Origin of the sequence: Streptomyces sp. NPDC001668, from assembly GCF_042893155.1 — a bacterium.
Taxonomy (GTDB): domain Bacteria; phylum Actinomycetota; class Actinomycetes; order Streptomycetales; family Streptomycetaceae; genus Streptomyces.
Map to the genome: position 1 here is coordinate 240871 of NZ_JBIAUQ010000002.1, position 17996 is coordinate 258866.

General features: G+C 71.5%; 17 protein-coding genes and 2 pseudogenes. 12 read left to right on the forward strand and 7 right to left on the reverse strand.

Going from position 1 to position 17996, the window contains the following annotated elements; translation table 11 throughout:
• Positions 1–287: 287 nt before the first annotated feature.
• Both ACFYZ8_RS06605 and ACFYZ8_RS06610 read left to right on the forward strand, forming a co-directional pair.
• Entirely contained in the window at positions 288–461 is a 174-nt protein-coding gene (locus ACFYZ8_RS06605; protein ID WP_359040277.1) for a hypothetical protein, read from the forward strand.
• Entirely contained in the window at positions 446–2512 is a 2067-nt protein-coding gene (locus tag ACFYZ8_RS06610) for a hypothetical protein (protein ID WP_388531743.1), read from the forward strand. The genes ACFYZ8_RS06605 and ACFYZ8_RS06610 overlap by 16 nt, the downstream gene beginning before the upstream one ends.
• A gap of 94 nt (positions 2513–2606) precedes the next feature.
• Here the strand turns inward: ACFYZ8_RS06610 and ACFYZ8_RS06615 are convergent, their stop codons facing one another.
• Positions 2607–2849 carry a DUF5302 domain-containing protein gene (locus tag ACFYZ8_RS06615; protein ID WP_359040281.1) on the reverse strand — a complete coding sequence of 81 codons (243 nt, stop codon included), beginning with the start codon at positions 2847–2849 and terminating at the stop codon, positions 2607–2609.
• Between the two features lie 123 nt (positions 2850–2972).
• Positions 2973–3569 (reverse strand): TetR/AcrR family transcriptional regulator, encoded by a 597-nt coding sequence (locus tag ACFYZ8_RS06620; RefSeq protein WP_388531742.1) that lies wholly within the window; start codon positions 3567–3569, stop codon positions 2973–2975.
• Between the two features lie 131 nt (positions 3570–3700).
• Here ACFYZ8_RS06620 and ACFYZ8_RS06625 point away from each other — a divergent pair, with 131 nt between their 5' ends.
• Together ACFYZ8_RS06625 and ACFYZ8_RS06630 are read left to right on the forward strand one after the other, a co-directional pair.
• Positions 3701–4648 (forward strand): NAD(P)-dependent oxidoreductase, encoded by a 948-nt coding sequence (locus ACFYZ8_RS06625; protein WP_388531740.1) that lies wholly within the window; start codon positions 3701–3703, stop codon positions 4646–4648.
• Positions 4615–5181 (forward strand): annotated as a pseudogene (locus ACFYZ8_RS06630) (Dyp-type peroxidase); the annotation flags it as partial. The gene ACFYZ8_RS06625 and the pseudogene ACFYZ8_RS06630, both read left to right, overlap by 34 nt.
• On the opposite strand, the pseudogene ACFYZ8_RS06635 reads toward ACFYZ8_RS06630, so the two are convergent.
• Positions 5182–5370 (reverse strand): annotated as a pseudogene (locus ACFYZ8_RS06635) (MFS transporter); the annotation flags it as partial.
• Between the two features lie 9 nt (positions 5371–5379).
• Positions 5380–6741: an FAD-dependent oxidoreductase gene (locus ACFYZ8_RS06640; RefSeq protein WP_388531739.1), complete on the reverse strand. Its 1362-nt coding sequence runs from the start codon at positions 6739–6741 to the stop codon at positions 5380–5382.
• Positions 6742–6879: 138 nt separating this feature from the next.
• Between ACFYZ8_RS06640 and ACFYZ8_RS06645 the strand changes: the two genes are divergently transcribed.
• Positions 6880–7257, forward strand: coding sequence for a metalloregulator ArsR/SmtB family transcription factor (locus ACFYZ8_RS06645; protein ID WP_359040289.1), 378 nt, complete (start codon positions 6880–6882; stop codon positions 7255–7257).
• Between the two features lie 152 nt (positions 7258–7409).
• Here ACFYZ8_RS06645 and ACFYZ8_RS06650 read toward each other — a convergent pair whose 3' ends face one another.
• On the reverse strand, positions 7410–8180 hold the full coding sequence (locus tag ACFYZ8_RS06650) for an aquaporin (RefSeq protein ID WP_388531737.1): 771 nt from the start codon (positions 8178–8180) through the stop codon (positions 7410–7412).
• Between the two features lie 55 nt (positions 8181–8235).
• Positions 8236–8544 (reverse strand): ArsR/SmtB family transcription factor, encoded by a 309-nt coding sequence (locus ACFYZ8_RS06655; RefSeq protein ID WP_388531735.1) that lies wholly within the window; start codon positions 8542–8544, stop codon positions 8236–8238.
• Positions 8545–8635: 91 nt separating this feature from the next.
• On the opposite strand from ACFYZ8_RS06655, the gene ACFYZ8_RS06660 reads away from it, so the two are divergent.
• The 5 genes from ACFYZ8_RS06660 to ACFYZ8_RS06680 all read left to right on the forward strand — a co-directional run bounded on the left by ACFYZ8_RS06660 (position 8636) and on the right by ACFYZ8_RS06680 (position 14823).
• Complete coding sequence (locus ACFYZ8_RS06660) at positions 8636–9055, forward strand: arsenate reductase ArsC (protein WP_388531733.1); 420 nt, start codon at positions 8636–8638, stop codon at positions 9053–9055.
• A 472-nt stretch (positions 9056–9527) separates the two neighbouring features.
• Positions 9528–10148, forward strand: coding sequence for an SRPBCC family protein (locus ACFYZ8_RS06665; RefSeq protein WP_388531731.1), 621 nt, complete (start codon positions 9528–9530; stop codon positions 10146–10148).
• A gap of 73 nt (positions 10149–10221) precedes the next feature.
• Positions 10222–12552 carry an FdhF/YdeP family oxidoreductase gene (locus ACFYZ8_RS06670; protein ID WP_388531729.1) on the forward strand — a complete coding sequence of 777 codons (2331 nt, stop codon included), beginning with the start codon at positions 10222–10224 and terminating at the stop codon, positions 12550–12552.
• A gap of 88 nt (positions 12553–12640) precedes the next feature.
• Positions 12641–13708 carry a hypothetical protein gene (locus ACFYZ8_RS06675; RefSeq protein ID WP_388531727.1) on the forward strand — a complete coding sequence of 356 codons (1068 nt, stop codon included), beginning with the start codon at positions 12641–12643 and terminating at the stop codon, positions 13706–13708.
• 2 nt (positions 13709–13710) lie between these two features.
• A complete protein-coding gene (locus ACFYZ8_RS06680) occupies positions 13711–14823 on the forward strand; it encodes a hypothetical protein (protein ID WP_388531725.1) in 1113 nt (370 codons plus the stop codon).
• 322 nt (positions 14824–15145) lie between these two features.
• Here ACFYZ8_RS06680 and ACFYZ8_RS06685 read toward each other — a convergent pair whose 3' ends face one another.
• Positions 15146–15580 carry a MarR family transcriptional regulator gene (locus ACFYZ8_RS06685; RefSeq protein ID WP_388531723.1) on the reverse strand — a complete coding sequence of 145 codons (435 nt, stop codon included), beginning with the start codon at positions 15578–15580 and terminating at the stop codon, positions 15146–15148.
• Between the two features lie 198 nt (positions 15581–15778).
• On the opposite strand from ACFYZ8_RS06685, the gene ACFYZ8_RS06690 reads away from it, so the two are divergent.
• Complete coding sequence (locus tag ACFYZ8_RS06690) at positions 15779–16951, forward strand: PP2C family protein-serine/threonine phosphatase (RefSeq protein WP_388531722.1); 1173 nt, start codon at positions 15779–15781, stop codon at positions 16949–16951.
• A 134-nt stretch (positions 16952–17085) separates the two neighbouring features.
• Entirely contained in the window at positions 17086–17985 is a 900-nt protein-coding gene (locus tag ACFYZ8_RS06695; RefSeq protein ID WP_388531720.1) for an STAS domain-containing protein, read from the forward strand.
• The last annotated feature ends 11 nt before the right edge of the window (positions 17986–17996 follow it).

Below are 17996 nucleotides of genomic sequence, written 5' to 3' on the forward strand. Positions count from 1 at the left end.
CCGGAGGCGACCGGGAAGGCCACGTACGGCCTGGCAGTACGGACCACGTCTGCGTCTGCGGCGCCCGTCACCACACCCCGCCCCAGCCGACGATTCTCGGCCACATACGGGAGTTGCCGGAGGAGAGACTCCTCGCGGACGCGTGACCTTCCGTCCGGGTTGTACGCGACAAGAACGATTGACCCTGTGGCCCCTGGTGCGTTTGCCTCGAAGGGAGCCCTCGGCGCGGGGCCGGGGGCCATGCGTCATCGGGGAACACAAGGGGGAACATGTCCAAGGCTTCAGCCATGTCCGGCAGAGCCACAGCCGTGTCCGGCACCGGCGACGTGGGGGTCGCCGACCGCGCCACCTGCGCGCGGACCGAGGCCGACGGCTCCTGCGTACGGGACCCGCGCACGGACGCGAACGTGCCCGGCGACACCAACGGCGTGCACGACGTCTTCCAGTGGAGGTCAAGCTGATGTTCCGCGCCTCAAGAGCCGTGCTCGGCACGGCAGTCGCGATCGCGCTGGTCTGGACGCCGGCGGCCGCCGCACAGGACCGGGGTCCCCAGGGGCGCGACGAGCCCCGGACAGTGCGGGTGAGCACGGCCGCCGACGGCAGTCAGGCCGACGGACCGTCGAGCGGGGCCGCGATCAGCGCCGACGGCCGCCAGGTCGCGTTCACGTCCACCGCGCCGAGCCTCGGCTGCGAGCGCCTCTCGCCGTGCCTGTTCCTGAAGAACCTGGCCGACGGCGGCCTCACCAGGATCGACCTCGGCAGCGGCTACACATACGACGCGCCGATGTCGAGCGCCGACGGGAGCCGGGTCGCCTACTCCGCCGGCACCCGCTCCCAGGCTCCTTACCTGTACGACAGCGCCACCGGCCGTTCGGAGCGGCTGTGGCCCGAAGACCCGCCCGGCTTCGACGAGTTGGGCCGCGCCCAGTCGATCAGCCCTGACGGCACGCACGTGGCGTACACCGTCGGCAACCGCAACGGAGGCCAGACCGCGCGGCTGCTGTACGCCCGCGACACGGAGACCGGCACCGACGAGCTGATCTCGCCCGCGGAGGAGGGCGACAAGAACGGGGCCTCGGTGAGCGGTGACGGCAATCGGGTCGCCTACTCGGTCGGGGGGTATGCCGAGGGCGGCGACACGAACGACGTCTTCGTCAAGGACCGGACGACGGGCGAGCGCATCCACGTCGGCGCGGACCTCGGTGTCGCCCATCTGATCCGGATCACGGCGGACGGCCGCCGGGTTCTCCTCAACGCCCAGTTCGGTGTGTACGTCCACGACCTGAGCACGGGCCTGTCGCGACGGGTGGCCGACGGAACCGCCTCCTCGGCCACGGCGGACGGCCGGTACGCCGTCATCACGGGCGAGGACGGGGTACGGGTGCGCGACCTGCGGACGGGGCTGCGAGGGGCCGCCCTCCCGTGGACCGCTACGGTGATGGGGCACTCGCTGGCCGCCAAGGGGCGTGTGGTGGCGTTCAGTTCGACGGAGTCCCACCTGGTGCCGGGCGACACCAACCGGCAGTCGGACGTGTTCGCCTTCTCGGGCGGCCTCAGGAAGAACCCCGCCCCGATGCCGTCCGTCACCGAACGGCTCGACGGACCGGCCGGGGCGTCCCACGACCCGGTGATGGGGGAGAACAAGGTCGTCACCTTCACCTCGGAGGCAGACGTGTTGATCAACGCACCCCTCCGTGTCGTCCCGGTCAACTCCGACACCGAGAGGCCGTCGTCGCAGAGCACTCCCTGCTACAGCGGACGCATGGTGGGCTATGTGGTCCCGTCCGCCGCCGACGGCGCCCCTGAGATCCACGTCCGCTACCGCGCCGTCGGCAAGGTCACCACCCTGGACTCCTACCAGGGCGTCCGCTTCGCCTGGATGGGGCGGCCCCGGATCAGCCCCACCTGCCAGTGGATCACCTACGCGGCCACCCTGCCCGCCACCGACGCCGACCCGGACCCGCAACCCCGCGTCTACCGCTTCAACATCGACGGCGGGACCACGGACGTGGTCAGCGCGCCCTCGGGCGGTCCGGCGGGCAACCCGTCCATCGACTACGACGGCCGGTACATCGCCTTCGAGCAGGGCGGCGACCTCTACGTGCGTGACCTGGACACCGGCGACCTGTCGAAGGTCGCGGACGGCGCCTCGGCCCCCTCCCTCAGCGCGAACGGCCGCACGATCGCCTTCCAGCAGGGCCGGTACGTCTTGGTCCGGGATCTCGACACCGGCACCACCACGGCTCGGGTCAGGGGCGCCCAGCCCTCGATCTCCGGGCACGGCACAGAGTTCGCGTACACCTCGGGCCGTTCCGTGTATCTGCTCGAACTCGCCACAGGGAAGAGGCAGTTGGTCAGCGTAGACCGCTGGGGCGGCCGCAACGACCTTCCGGCGGAACATCCCTCCGTGAACGCCGACGGTACGGTCGTCGCGTTCGAGTCGGCCTCTCCCGATCTGGTGGAAGGGGACACCAACGGGGTGACGGACATCTTCCTGCGGACAGTGCGGTAGCGGGCGACAACCATCCCGAAGGGCCCTGCCTCGGTGGAGAGGCAGGGCCCTTCGGGATGGTGCTGGGCGGTCAGCTGTCCGGGACCGCTCCGGCTCAGCCCCCGCTCTTGCGCCGGAACGACCGCTGGCTCGACGCCGGTCCGTGCGTCCCGCGGATCTTTGACGCATTGGGGTTGGCGGCAAGCTCGGCGGCGTCCGCCTGCGCACCGCGCTTTCGTTCCAACGCCTCGCGGAACTTGCGCTTGAGGTCGTAGTTGCCGTCGCTGTCGGGCGCGAGCGCGGACGTCTCGGTGTCAGCCGGCTCCGAACCTTCTGGGGACGCAGCTTCTGCGGTCATGGTGACCTCCTGGGTTCGGGCAATGGGAAGCCCAGCTTGTCATGCCGGGCGCGGTACGAGGCACAGGTATTCGTCCCCCGGCCCACCGGACGGCCCACTCGTGGACGCCGGAGGCCCGACCGTTCACCCCTCCTGGCTCACCGCCGCATCGAGAAGCGGGCCGAGTTCCCGAGCCACGGTCGTCAACGGACGTACATCCCGCTGAGCCCGCGCCATGAGGATCGCTCCCTCCAAGGCGCTGACCATGAGCGTGGCCAGCGCGTCGGATCGTTCCTCGGGTACACCCATGTCGGTCAGTGCCCGGGACACCGGACCGGTCCAGGTGGCGAACGCCTCCGCCACCGCCGTCCGTGTGGACGCGGTCGACTCCGCCCAGCCCACCGTGGCGGCGGCGACCGGGCAGCCGCCCGCGAAGCCGGCGTTCTCGTACTCGTCGGTCCACTGGCGGACCATCTGGGCGAACAACCCGCTCGGTGTCGGTTGGGGCAGGGCGGCCAGGAAACGGGCGACCCGGTTGCCCGCGTATCGGCCCGCCCATCCCACCGCCTCGTTGACCAACTGCTCCTTGCCGCCCGGGAAGTAGTGCTGGAGCGACCCGCGCGGCGCACCGGCGTGGGCGGCGACCTCGCGCATGCCGGTGGCGGCGACCCCGTCGCGCCGGATGAGCTGGGCCGCGCTGAAGACCATCCGCTCCCGTGCTCCCCGCTCGGACACCGCCATGGCCGACCTCCGCATCTGAGTCTGTGCCGGACTCACTCTATGACCGTCGTCATAGATGCGCCTACTATGACCACTGTCATAGCGGGCGGCTACGGCTCGGCTTCGGCAGGGGCCGGAAACGGCGGTGCCTTGTGTACGTGGGATTCATCGGCCTCGGAACCATGGGGCAGCCCATGGCCCTCAACCTCGCCCGGGCCGGGACGCCTCTCGTCGTCTGGAACCGCACCTCCGGCCGCTGCGACCCCCTGCGTGCGGCCGGCGCCGAGGTCGCCGCGAGTCCGGCCGGGGTCTTCGGGCGGGCCGGGACCGTGTTCCTGATGCTGGCCGACGAGGCCGCCGTGGACACCGTGCTGGGACGCGGCACCCCGGACTTCACCGACCTCGTGCCCGGACGGACCGTCGTCCACATGGGCACGACCTCGGCCGAGTACTCGGCCGGTCTGCACGATGCCGTCCGGGCGGCGGGCGGAAGGTATGTCGAGGCTCCCGTCTCCGGCTCCCGCATCCCCGCCGAGCAGGGCGAACTGGTGGGAATGACCGCGGGTGACGACGACGCGGTCGCGGCCGTACGCCCCCTGCTGGCCACCATGTGCCGGGAGACCTTCGACTGCGGTGCGGTGCCCGGCGCACTGCTGATGAAGTTCTCGGTGAACCTGTTCCTGATCACCCTGGTCACCGGTCTGGCCGAGGCCTTCCACTTCGCCGACCGGCACGGACTCGACCAGCACCGGCTGCGGGACGTCCTGGACGCGGGCCCCATGGCCAGTGCCGTGTCACGGGTGAAGGGAGCCAAGCTGCTGGCCCGCGACTTCACCGTGCAGGCCGCCGTCACCAACGTCCTGGAGAACAACCGGCTGATCGCCGAGGCCGCCCGCAAGGCCGGTCTGGCCTCACCGCTCCTCGACGCCTGCCACGCCCTGTACGGCGAGGCCGCCGAACAGGGCCACGGCGACGCGGACATGGTGGCCGTCCTGCGCGCCCTGGAAGCCCGGTCCGACGGCACGCCCCACGCCGTCCAGCAGATGGAGGAGCGCGCGAGGCGACCATGCGCACGCTCACCGACCGGGCCCGCTTCCTGACCGCCGGCGGAACCCCCGACTCCCCCGGTATCACCGCCCCGCCGTCCGACTCCGGCACCCTCGGCCCGCAGGTCCCCGCCGACCGGCTGACCGTCACCGTCCGCGTCGGCGCCTCACTCTTCGACGACCGCTACGGCCTCGCCGTCCGCCGCCCGCGCCGGCTCACCAGCATGCCGTCCTTCCCCGACGACGACATCGACGCCGCCTGGTGCCACGGCGATCTCAGCGTGCAGCTGTGCGCGGACAACACCGACACCGTGCTGCACGCGCTGCGTGACATCGCCCGGCACACCCGCGGCGGTATGCAGGTGCGCTGGCGGATGGACGGCTTCGTCAGTCCTTCCCGGCCCTCCGGGGCCCCGCGCAACCATCTGGGGTTCAAGGGCGGCATCGCCAACCCGGACGTGACCGACGGCCGGGAGATGGACCACCTGGTGTGGGTGGGCCCGGACAGCGGTGAGCCGGACTGGGCGGTCGGCGGCAGCTATCAGGTCGTACGGCTGATCCGGATGCTGGTGGAGTTCCGGGACCGGGAAGGAAGCGGTGGTGGAGGTCGCCGACCAGCCGGTGGCGGCGGTGATCCGCGGGTTGAGGACGGGGACGGCGTAGGAGACGATGCCCCAGCTCGTGATCTGGGTGACGCACAGGGCGGGCAGGACAGCGCGGGGCCGTGGCCGGTCCCCCGTGCCGGTCTCGGCTCCAACCGCACGGACGTCGGTCATCGGGGCAGGTCAGCAGCCGCCGGATGAGGTCGGGGCGCCGATGCCGATCTGGAGGGTGGCCGGGGCCGCGCAGCAGCCTCCGCCCTCCCCGCTCTGCGGGGCCTCGGAGTCGTCGTACAGGCCCGCGCCACCGCACACCCCGGTCTCGGGCAGGGTCAGCTCGACGCGCTCGGCGGCCTCGCGGTCACCGGCGAGGGCGGCGGCGACGGAGCGGACCTGCTCGTAGCCCGTCATGGCGAGGAACGTGGGGGCGCGGCCGTAGGACTTCATGCCGACCAGATACATGTCCTGCTCGGGGTGGGAGAGCTCGCCCACGCCGTGCGGGTAGACGGTGCCGCAGGAGTGCACGTTCGGGTCGATGAGCGGGGCCAGCGCGGTCGGGGCCTGGAGGCGTTCGTCGAGGCCTAGGCGGACCTCGGAGAGGAAGGACAGGTCGGGACGGAGGCCGGTGAGCACGATGGCCTCGTCGACGGGGTCAAGGCGGCGGCCGTCCTCGGCGACGAGTACGAGCCGGCCCCCGTCCCGCTCCACCGCCTGGGTGCGGAAGCCGGTGACCGCGTCGGCGCGACCGCCCTCGACGGCGGCCTTGGCACGCAGGCCGAGGGCGCCGCGGGCGGGGAGCTGGTCGGCGTCGCCGCCGCCGTAGGTGCTGGCGCCGATGCCGCGACGCAGGACCCATGTGGTGTGCGTGCCCGGCTCGTCCTCGGCGAGGTCGGAGAGGTGGGCGAGGGCGGTGAAGGCGGAGGCGCCGGATCCGATGACGGCGATGCGCCTGCCCGCGTACCGGGCGCGGACCGCCGGGTCCTTGAGGTCGGGCACGCGATAGGAGATGCGCTCGGCTGCCTGCTTCTCACCGAGGGCGGGCAGACCGTCGGCGCCCATCGGGCTGGGGATGGTCCAGGTGCCGGAGGCGTCGATGACCGCGCGGGCGGCGAGGCGCTCCTCACGGCCGTCCGCCCGTTGCAGGTGCACGGTGAAGGGCTGCTCGTGGCGGTCGGCGTCGACGATGCGGTCCCGGCCGGCCCGGGCGACTCCGGTCACCGTGGCGCCGTAGCGGACCTTGTCGCCGAGGGCGTCGGCGAGCGGCTGGAGGTAGCGCTCGACCCAGTCGCCGCCGGTGGGGTAGGTGGCGCCGTCCGGGCGGGTCCAGCCGGTGGGGGCGAGGAGCTTCTCGGCGGCGGGGTCGGTGACTTCGGCCCACGGGGAGAACAGCCGGACATGCGCCCAGTCGCGTACGGCGGTGCCGACGGAGGGGCCGGCTTCCAGGACCAGCGGTTCCAGGCCCCGCTCGACGAGGTGGGCGGCGGCGGCCAGGCCGACGGGGCCCGCCCCGATGACCACGACGGGCAGTTGGCCGGTGGGCGCGTTCATGATGGTCCCCTTTGATTCGACGCCTGTCGATATCTTGCGTCGCCAGAATGACACCTGCATCGATAAGCGTCAACATAGACATTCACCGAATCAAGCGGACGCCCCATCGACTGGTTCGACATGTGTCAACATAGACGTATGTCGAATACGAGGGTGCTGCCGATGCTCGATGCCGAAGCCTCCGAGGCCGCGGCACCGTGCTGCCCGCCGCTCACCGAGCGACCGTTCAGCGCCGAGGAGGCCGAGACGGCCGCGCGGATGTTCAAGGCACTGGGCGATCCGGTGCGGCTGCGGCTGTTCTCAGCGGTCGCCTCGCACGAAGGCGGCGAGGCCTGCGTGTGCGACATCTCCGACGTCGGCGTCTCCCAGCCGACCGTCTCCCACCACCTGAAGAAGCTGAGGGAGGCCGGGTTGCTGACCTCCGAGCGGCGCGGCACCTGGGTGTACTACCGGGTCGAGCCTTCCGTGCTGGCCGCGATGGGCAAGCTGCTGGCTGTCGCGCCGGCCGCGGTCTGACTGCGGCTACAGGAACGTACGGGGGCGGCCGTCAACGCCGTCGACCGGCCCTCGAAATCCTGCGGGCCGTGCTGCCAGGCTCCGTCGGCGGTGGCATCCGGCGGCGAGTCCGGACCGGCCGCCGCCGATCACCCACACCTAGGACGTGTGCGTCACTCGGCGCTGTCCCGTCCGGGCATGAAGACGATCGCCACCAGAGCCAGTCCGACCACGGCGCCGATGAGCTGCATGCCGATGAAGCCCGCGAGGGAGCCAGGTGCGATGCCCGCGAACGTGTCGCTGAAGGCGCGGCCGATGGTCACCGCGGGGTTCGCGAAGGACGTCGAGGAGGTGAACCAGTACGCGGCGCCGATGTACGAGGCGACGGCCACCGGGGCGAACCGCAGCTGGTCGGTGCGGGCCAGGCCGAAGATCAGCAGGATCAGGCCGGCGGTCGCGACGACCTCACCGAGCAGCAGATGTCCCGCCGAGCGGTCGTGCGTGGACCACTCCACCAGTGGCTCGCCGAACATCGCGTTCGCCAGGATCGCGCCTGCGATCGCTCCCACGATCTGCGCGGGGACGTAGACCGCCGCCTCGCGGAGCGTCACCCCCGCTCCCCCGTGCCTGCCGGTCCACCACTCGGCCAGCGTGACGACGGGGTTGAAGTGCGCGCCGGAGACCGGGCCGAGCAGCAGGATCAGGACACCCAGACCGAAGACGGTGGCCAGGGAGTTGGCCAGCAGCTGCACTCCGACGTCGTGGGTCAGCTCGGTGGCCTGGACGCCGGAGCCGATGACCACCGCCACCAGGGCCGCGGTGCCGAGGAGTTCGGCGGCGGCCCGGGCGGCCGGCGGCCTGCGCGGCGGGGTGGCGCCCGGAGCGGGTTGCGGCTGGGCGGGCGGAGTCACCGGTTCCGCGGCGGACTCGTGCGTGGCGGTCAACGGGACTCCTTGGTGCGGTCGCCGGGCGGCGGCGAGGGATCGCGTCGGCGAGGGATCAGGGACAGGACCGCTTGTTGCCGGCCGCCGTGCGGGCGGACTCGGCGAGCTCGGCGAACTGGCCCGCGAGTGATGCGATGACGTCAGCGCGCAGCTTGTAGTAGGTGAAGCGGCCGCACGGCTCCGTCTCCACGACCCCGGCCTCGCGCAGCACCTTCAGGTGGTTGGAGAGGTTGGTCTGCTTGGCACCGGTCTCCTCCACGAGGTGGGTGGTGCACAGCGTCTCCCGGGCGAGGAGGGTCACGATCCGGAGCCTGAGCGGGTCGGCCAGAACCCGGATCAGATCGGTGTCGACGGACGTCAGCATGCGCTGATAATGTCACATCAGTGGTGACTGACATCACTGGGTGCTGATGTCACGCGCGCCTGATGTCGACCTGAGACAAGAGAGACCTCCGATGTCCGACAAGCCCTCCGTGCTCTTCGTCTGCGTCCACAACGCCGGCCGTTCCCAGATGGCCGCCGCATGGCTGACCCACCTGGCCGGGGACCGGGTCGAGGTCCGCTCCGCCGGGTCAGGCCCCGGCGCGGCCGTCAACCCGGCTGCCGTCGAGGCCATGGCCGAGGTCGGCATCGACATCTCCGCCGAGGTCCCGAAGATGCTCACCGTGGACGCGGTCCAGGAGTCCGACGTCTGCATCACCATGGGCTGCGGCGACACCTGCCCGGTCTTCCCTGGAAAGCGGTACCTGGACTGGCAGTTGGAGGACCCGGCGGGCCAGGGTGTCGAGGCCGTGCGTCCGATCCGGGACGAGATCAAGGTGCTGGTGGAAGGTCTGGTCAAGGAGATCGCCCCGGGGGCCCGGGCCTGGACCTGAGCCCGGACCTGAGCACGAGTCTCTGTACGACAGCAGGGGTACGCACATGCGCGACGATGCACCTTCGCGGCCGAATATCCCCTTCGCCGGGACCAACCAGGTGGCCGAGGTCCACAGGGACGGCACAGCAGGCCATTGCCCCCGCTTGCCCCGGCTCACGGCCGCGCTGGCCGCCGAGCGGTAGTTCGCCGCCCTCAGCAACACGGATAGGCCTGGAGGCCGGCGGCGGCACGCAGAAGCACACCTCCGCCCTGGCCACCGCCCAGCAGCACGCCCGCCGTCCGCCTCCCGTTCCTCGGGGGTGCTCCGGTCAGGCCTAAGTCTGGTCAGGCCCGGGTCCCACACACAACACACCACCCCCTTCGCGCGACTCGAAACCCGCGATCTGGGAACCGGGAAGGCAAGCCCTGACACCCGAGAGGGAGCCCGGGTGCGCGGGAGGACCCGCTCACCCACCGGAGGAGAGGCCACGATGGTGCGCGAAGACGACTCCCAGCAGGCCGTGCCGAACACGCCGGGGATGCGCCCAGACGGCGACGGCGTCACGCGCCGCAGGCCGCTGCGGGCGCAGCACGTCGAGGAGACGGTCGAGGTCGCGGTGCCGGTGCGGACGGCGTACAACCAGTGGACGCAGTTCAAGACCTTCCCCCGGTTCTCGAGCGTGGTGCACGGCGTGGAGCAGGTCAGGCCCACCGTGACCGCCTGGATCATCGGCTACGGTCCGCTGCGCCGCCGTTTCGCCGTGGAGATCGTGGAGCAGGACCCCGACACCTACCTGGCCTGGCGCGGACTGGAGCTCAATCCCTCCCACCAGGGCGAGGTGGAGTTCCGGCCGACCGAGTCGGGCGGCACGGCGATCACCGTCCGGATGCTCCTCGAGCCGCGCGGAGCCACCAGACGACTCGCCCGCTCTTCGAGGATCTCGCAGGTGATCGGCCGCCTGGTGCGTCGTGAGCTGGAGAACTTCAAGCGGTTCATCGAGGGGCTGGGACAGGAGGGCGGGGCCTGGCGCGGCACCATCCGCAACGGCCGAGTACAGCACGACCACCCGGAACCGCCGAGGAGCCGGGTGGCCCAGTGGCCCGTCGGCTGACCCGCGTACCGGTCGCGGGGACAACCGTGACGGCATGACGCGGCAGGACACTCGGCAAGAGAAAGGCGATGCGATGCAGAACCCGCCCGGCGAGGAGCCGGAGACCACCCTCTCCGTGACACCGCCGAAGAAGTGGGCGGCCGGGGTCCCCGCGGTCGTGCACGCGCTGGAGTACTCCCTGGAGCAGACCTCCGCGCGCAAGACCGGGGTGGACCTGCTGACCATGAACCAGGTGGGCGGGGTCGACTGCCCCGGCTGCGCCTGGGCGGATCCGGCCCCGGGGCGACGCCATCGCAACGAGTACTGCGAGAACGGCGCCAAGCACATCAACGACGAGGCCACCACACGCCGGATCACCGCCGACTTCTTCCGTGAGCACAGCGTCTCCGACCTCGCCGGGCGCTCCGACATGTGGCTCAACCAGCAGGGCCGGCTCACCGAACCCATGATCAAGCGGCCGGGTTCCGACCACTACGAGCCCATCAGCTGGAACGACGCCCTGGGCGAACTGGCGCGGGAGCTCACCTCGCTCGCCTCCCCCGACGAGGCCGTCTTCTACACCTCGGGCCGGGCGAGCAACGAGGCCGCGTTCGTCCTCCAGCTCTTCGCCCGCGCCTTCGGCACCAACAACCTGCCCGACTGCAGCAACATGTGCCACGAGTCCAGCGGCTTCGCCCTCAGTGAGACGCTGGGCACCGGCAAGGGCACCGTCACTCTCGACGACCTCCACCACGCCGACCTCATCTTCCTGGTCGGGCAGAACCCCGGCACCAACCATCCGCGCCAGCTCTCCGCCCTGGAGGAGGCCAAGCGGGGCGGCGCCCGCATCGTGGCGGTCAATCCGCTGCCCGAGGCGGGGCTACGGCGGTTCAAGAACCCGCAGAAGCCGAGCGGGGTCATCGGACGCGGCACCCAGATCGCCGACCGCTTCCTGCACATCAAGCCCGGCGGCGACCTCGCCCTGTTCCAGGCCCTGAACCTCCTGCTGCTGGAGGCCGAGGACGCCCGGCCCGGCACCGTCCTGGACCACGACTTCATCGACGCACACACCTCCGGCTTCGAGGAGTTCGCCCAGCACGCCCGCACCGTCGACTGGGACGACGTACGCGCGGCGACCGGACTGAGCCGCCAGGAGATCGAGAAGGTCCGCGACGAGGTCCTGCGCAGCGAACGCGTCATCGTGTGCTGGGCGATGGGCATCACCCAGCACAAGCACGGCGTGCCCACCATCCGGGAGATCGTCAACTTCCTTTTGCTGCGCGGCAATCTCGGGCGTGCGGGCGCCGGCGCCTGCCCGGTGCGCGGGCACAGCAACGTCCAGGGCGACCGCACCATGGGCATCTGGGAGCAGATGCCGGACACGTTCCTGGACGCGCTCCAAAGGGAGTTCGGCTTCGATCCGCCACGCCCGCGCGGGCTCGACTCGGTGAACTCGATCAAGGCGATGCGCGAGGGCCGCGTCAAGGTGTTCCTCGCCCTGGCCGGCAACTTCGTGCGCGCCGCTCCCGACAGCGAGGTCACCGAGGAGGCGATGCGTTCGTGCCGGCTGACCGCGCACATCTCCACCAAGCTGAACCGTTCGCACACCGTCTGCGGTGACACGGCGCTGATCCTGCCGACGCTCGGCCGTACCGAACGCGATGTCCAGGCCGACGGCGAGCAGTTCGTCACGGTGGAGAACTCCATGAGCGAGGTCCACACCTCCCAGGGCCGCCTCGAACCGGCGTCGCCGTTGCTGCTCAGCGAGGTCGCGATCCTGTGCCGGCTCGCCCGCCGCACCCTCGACGGCAAGCCGGACATCCCCTGGGACCGGTTCGAGGGGGACTACGGCACGATCCGCGACCGCATCTCCCGCATCGTGCCGGGATTCCACGACTTCAACGCGCGGGTGACACGCCCCGGTGGATTCCAGCTCCCCAACCCCGTCAACGAGGGCGTGTTCAACACCTCGGCCGGCAAAGCCCTGTTCACCCGCAACGAGCGCGTGGTCCCGAGGGCGCCCGAGGGCCATCTGCTGCTGCAGACGCTCCGCTCGCACGACCAGTGGAACACCGTCCCCTACACGCTCAACGACCGCTACCGCGGCATCCACGGCAGCCGCCACGTCGTGCTCGTCAACCCGGCCGACCTGTCCGCACTCGGCCTTGCCCAGGGCGACCGCGTCGACCTGGTGAGTGTCTGGGAGGACGGCACCGAGCGCCGGGCCGAGAACTTCGAGATCGTCCCCTACCCGACCGCGCCGGGCTCAGCCGCCGCCTACTACCCGGAGACCAACGTCCTGGTGCCGCTGGACAGCGTCGCCGACATCAGCAACCAGCCCACGTCGAAGGGCATCGTCGTACGACTGGAACCCACACCCGACCGGGCTCCTGCCGCTCCTGCCGCTCCTGCCGCTCCTGCCTGACCCAGGGGGGCCACGATCGGCCGAATGCCGTCTGTCCATGGCCTGTGACGGCCAATAGCGTGTGCGACCGTCGTGGTTTGGGGGTCTCGTGAACGGTCTCCGTGCGGTCGTCGTCTGCCTTGTGATCGCGTGTGCCTCGGTGGTGTCGCCGGCCGTGGCCGTGACGCCCGACGCGGCCGCGCCCCCGAGCTGGTCGGCGCTCCAGGTGCCGCCCGCCACCCCGCCCGTGACCGTGTCCGATCTCGCGGCCCGCGCCTCCGGGGAGGCGTGGGCGACCGGGTACGAGCAGCCCGCCGACGGACTGCGGCCGCTGCTGTACCGCTGGAACGGCACGGCGTGGAGCCGGGACACCACCTTCCCGGGCGCGGGCGAGCCGGGCTGGCTCGGCAAGGTGCAGTTCGTCGGCGCGGAGACGTGGTTCCTCCACAACCGCGCGGGCGAGGGCGAGATCCTGCGCCGGTCGGCGGGCGGATGGAGCACCGTCCCGCTGCCGCAGACGCTGTGGACCTACCAGGACTTCGCCGCGGTGCCGGGTGCCGCGTGGGTGGTCGGTGAGGACGACACCGGGCTGAGGGTCCTGCGCTACGACGGTTCCCGCTGGACCGCGCAGGCCACCCCGGAGGGAGTGCTGTACCTGATGGGGATCACCGCGCGCAGCGCCGGCGACGCGTGGGCCTGGGCGGACACCAGTACCGGGACCGCGGTGCTGCGCTGGGACGGCACGGCGTGGCGGGACGCGCAGGTGCCGCTGCCGCCGGACAGCAACGTGCACACGCTCCTGCTCGAACCGTCCGGCCGGGTCACGATCGGCGGCAGCCAGTACACCGACGGCGTGGCCCGTACCTACCTGATGACGTTCGACGGGCACGCCTGGCGCACCACCTACCCGCCGCTGGGCGACACCTACACCGGGGCGATGGTGCGCGGCCCGGACGGCGCGCTGTGGCTGCCGGTGCGCAGCGACCGCGCCTTCCAGTCGAAGTACACGCGGCTGGACGGCCCCCGGACCACCTTCTCCTACGGCCCGGAGCGCACGAACGCCATCGACGTCAAACCGCGTGCGCTGGCCAGGGCCGGATCCGCGCTGCTGTCCTTCGGGACCGTCGAGATCTACGGCTCGAAACCGAACCTGATGAGCGAGCGGCTGGGAGGCTGACCATGGCACGCAGACTTCTCGTCGCGGCCCTCGCCGTCGCCATGGCCCTCATCGCCGCCATGACGACGGCGAGGGCCGCGACGGAACCCTTGTCCTGGCAGCACGTTCCGGTCCCGGCCCAGGTACGCCCCCAGGCCGCGCTGAACGAGGCCGTGGCGTTCGGCCCGGACCAGGCGTGGGCGGTGGGCACCGACGCCGTCGGCCGCGAGGCGCCGGGCTTCCCTCTGGTGCTGCGCTGGGACGGAACCGCGTGGCAGCGCCGGAGCCTGCCGGGGGTCGGCTGGCAGGGAGAGCTGCTGTCCGTCGCCGCGACCGCGCCGACCGCGGTCTGGGCGGTGGGCCGCGACGCGGCGGGCGGCACCCGGCTGCTCCGCTTCGACGGCATCGCCTGGTCGGAGAGCCGACCGCCGACGGGTGTGGTGTTGACCGGTGTGGTCGCCGGCGGCGGTGAGACCTGGCTGATCGGTACGCGGGGCGGCGCCCAGGTCCTGCTGCGCCGGGACGGGCAGGTGTGGCAGGACATGCCCGTGCCGCCGGGCTCGGTGTACGGGCTGCAGGTCAAGGCGCCCGACGATGTGTGGGCCGCGGGCGCGGGCGACTCGGGTGCGGCGGTGTCCCACTGGGACGGGCAGGCGTGGCAGCAGACGATCGTGGACGGCTCCCCGCGCTCCGCCGTGGGCAGTGTGCTGGCCATCTCGCCGACCGAGGTGTGGGCGGGCGGCACGGCCGGGTTCATCGGGGGTCCCCCGGGCCGGCCGATCCCGCCGCTGCTGCTGCGGTACGACGGACAGACGTGGAGCCGGGTGAGCGTGCCCACCGACTTCGGCTCGGTCACTTCGCTGGCGGCCTCCCCGTCCGGCGGGCTGGCCTGGGTGGCGGTGGCCCGCTCGCAGAAGTGGGGCCCGCCCGGTTCGCCGCCGCTCGTGTCCGGGCCGGATTTCCTCGCCTGGAACGGACAGTCCTTCAGCGCCTACGACGAACCGGCGGTGGCCGGTGAGGGAGACTCCCGGACCCTGCGGCTGGCGCCGGTGCCGGGCACGGACACGGTGTGGTCGGTCGGCCGGGCCGACGGCCCCGAAGGCGCCTTCGCCCCGCGTACGCTGCGGTTCGGCTGAACCTCCGCACGCATCGCGGACATTCGCACCAGCGCGGATCCATCCCCCTCCTTCCCCGGATGGGTGCGCTCATGCGCGGCTTCCCTCGTTCGAGAGACAAACCGCACACCCCCGGAAGAACTCACCGCGACGGGGTAAGCGAGTTCGGGTAAGGGCGGTCAGACGCATTGTTGCCGTTTGACAATAAAAGCCGGGAAGCAACAGAGTAACCGTGTCGGACGTACGGGGAAGGACCTGGAATGCTCCGGTGGGCGGAGACCGCTCCGTGTGCTGGTCACCCATGTCGAGAGGTGACGAAGACGGCGAGGGCGCGATCGGGGGTTCAGGCGGTGCGGCTGCCGGATTCCTCCGCGTCGTTGTGTATCTGCGTGGCCGCGGCCGCGCAGAACGCCTCCAGCCCTTCCAGCAGCGCGACCCGCTTCACGGCAGGCATGTCCGCGAGCACGGTCCGCAACTCCCTCTCCCTGCGGGCACGCAGGTCGACGAGGAAGGCGCGGCCCCGGCCGCTGAGATGCAGCCGGACCTCCCGCCTGTTCTCCTCGCTGACGACCCGCTCGACCAGCCCGGCCGCGACCAGCCGGTCGCACAGCCGGCTGGTGGAGGGCGGGGTCGAGGCGAGGGACTCCGCGAGGGTGCGCAGGTTGATGCCGTCGTGGTGCTCGAGGATGTGCAGCACCCGCAGCTGCGACGCGGAGGTGGGCGCGGTCGAGGCCCGGCCCCACACAAGCTCCAGCAGCTCGACGGCCGTGGTGGTCACACGTGCGACCTCATCGGGCTCTGAGCGGCGGCGGAAGGCAGTCACGATCACACTCTCGCAGGCACTTGGGTGCCTGTCAGCGTACTAGGCGCACGCGCTGACCACACAGGACCGGGATGGCCGAAGCGGCTCACCGAGGAGCCGGCCCCGCCCTTGAGACCCGTACGTAGTCCGGCGAAGGACAGGTGTTTTTCCCTCATGAAGAGATTCCTGGCCGTTGAACGCGCTCTGCGCACAGCGGCCCCCCACGAGTTGCTCGACGCCATCCGCGCCGTACTGATCGAGCAGTACGGCGCGGAGGACGTCGAGCTGTTCATGGCCGACTACAGCCTGACCGTGCTCCAGCCGGTGTCGGTACTGCCGCACACGCTGGAGCCGGTGTCGGTGCACAACAGCACGGCCGGCCGGGCCTTCGGTTCGCAGAAGCCGTACCGGGAGGACGAACGGGACGGGCGGACGCGTCTGCATCTGCCGGTCAGTGTGCGCGGCGACCGGCTCGGCGTGCTGTCGGTCACCCTGCCCGACGGCGACGCCGCGCAGCGGTGGGAGTCCGAACTGGCCGATGTCGCCGACGTGCTGGGGCACGAGGTGATGGTGGCCGAGCGCGACACCGACGTGTACCTGCAGGCGCGCCGCAAGGACCGGCTGACGCTGGCCGCCGAGATGCAGTGGCAACTGCTGCCCGGCCGCGCCTGCTCCCGTCCCGAGTACGAACTCGGGGCCCAGCTGGAGCCCGCGTACGCCATCTTCGGCGACAACTTCGACTGGTCCGCCACCGCCGACCACCTGATGCTGTACGTCACCAACGGCATGGGCGAGGGCATAGAGGCGTCCCTGCTGACGAACCTGGCCATCAACGCGCTGCGCAACGCCCGGCGCGCCGGACTGTCCATCGCCGACCAGGCGGCCCTGGCCGACCAGGCCGTCTACGCCCACTACCGGGGGCAGAGCTATCTGTCGGTTCTGATGTTCGACTTCGACCTGACCACAGGCCGGGCGAGCGTCGTGGACGCGGGCTCCCCCCAGCTGCTGCGGCTGCGCGACGGCGCCGTGGAAGGCGTCTCCTTCGACGCCCAGCTGCCGCTGGGCATGTTCGAGGAGACGGACTATGTCGCACAGGACTTCCACGTCGAGCCCGGCGACCGGCTCGTCTTCGTCAGCGACGGGGTCCACGCCGTGGCCTCCCCGCGGGGCGAGGCGTACGGGGACGCGGCGCTCACCCGGGCCATCCACTCCACGCGCCTGCTGCCCGCAGCCGAGGTGCCGCGGGCCATCCTGCGGGAGCTGACAGGCCACCGCGGAGAGGCCGTCCCGTCCGATGACGCGCTGATCGTGTGTCTGGACTGGCACGGCAGGCCGCGGTTCGACTGACCGGCGAGCCGACCCGATGACGGCGAGGGCATGTTGTTCGCCGGACACGCTCGCGTTAACGTTTGCCATGCGGCAATAATTGCCGCATGGCCTGACCGCCCGGCGGGCCGTCCGGCCCGACAGGCAGGGAGACGATGCAGGTGGCGGAGCACGACACGGCCCCCGAGACGGCTGAGGAGCTGGGTTCCTTCCTGGAGCGGCGCCGTGAGCAGATCGCCCAGCGCTGGGCGGACGCCGCCCTGTTCCGGACGGTCTTCACCGTCTCCCGGGACGAGGCCGTCGAGGCGTGCAAGGCGGTGGTGGACGCCCTGGCCGACGTGGCCCGCTCCGGACGGCTGGAGGACCTCGAGGCCCCGGGCTTCGGCACCGTCAGGGACCAGCTCGGCCGGATGGCCGCGGCCCGGGCCAGGGCCGGGTTCACACCGGTGCAGATCGCCGGCGAGGTGGCCGGCCTGCGCGAGCCGGTGACCGCGCTGCTGCGGGCCGAGTTCCAGGACACCGCCGACGACGTGCGGGTGAACGCGTGCGAGCAGGCCCTGGCGGTCCTGACGGCCACACTGCGCCTGGTGATCATGGAGACGACGCTGAGCGCGGGCGAGGAGCTCATCGCCCGGCAGCGACAGCAGCTGCTGGAGGTGGCCACCCCGGTCATCAAACTGTGGGACGGCGTGGTCGCCGTACCGCTGATCGGGACCCTGGACAGCGCTCGCAGCCAGGTCGTGATGGAGAGCCTCCTGGACGCCATCGTGGACCAGCGGGCCGCGTACGCCATCCTCGACATCACCGGTGTGCCGACCGTGGACTCGCTCGTGGCCCAGCACCTGATGAAGACGGTCGCCGCCGCCCGGCTGATGGGCGCGGAGTGCATCGTCTCCGGGATCCGTCCCGCCATCGCGCAGACCATCGTCCACCTCGGCATCGACCTCGGCTCGATCATCACGCGGGCCGGCCTCGCCGACGCGCTGGCCTACGCGCTCACCCAGCAGGGCATCGTCGTCTCCCCACGTCAGGTGACGGCGGCGGGATCGCGGTGACCGGCTTCGTC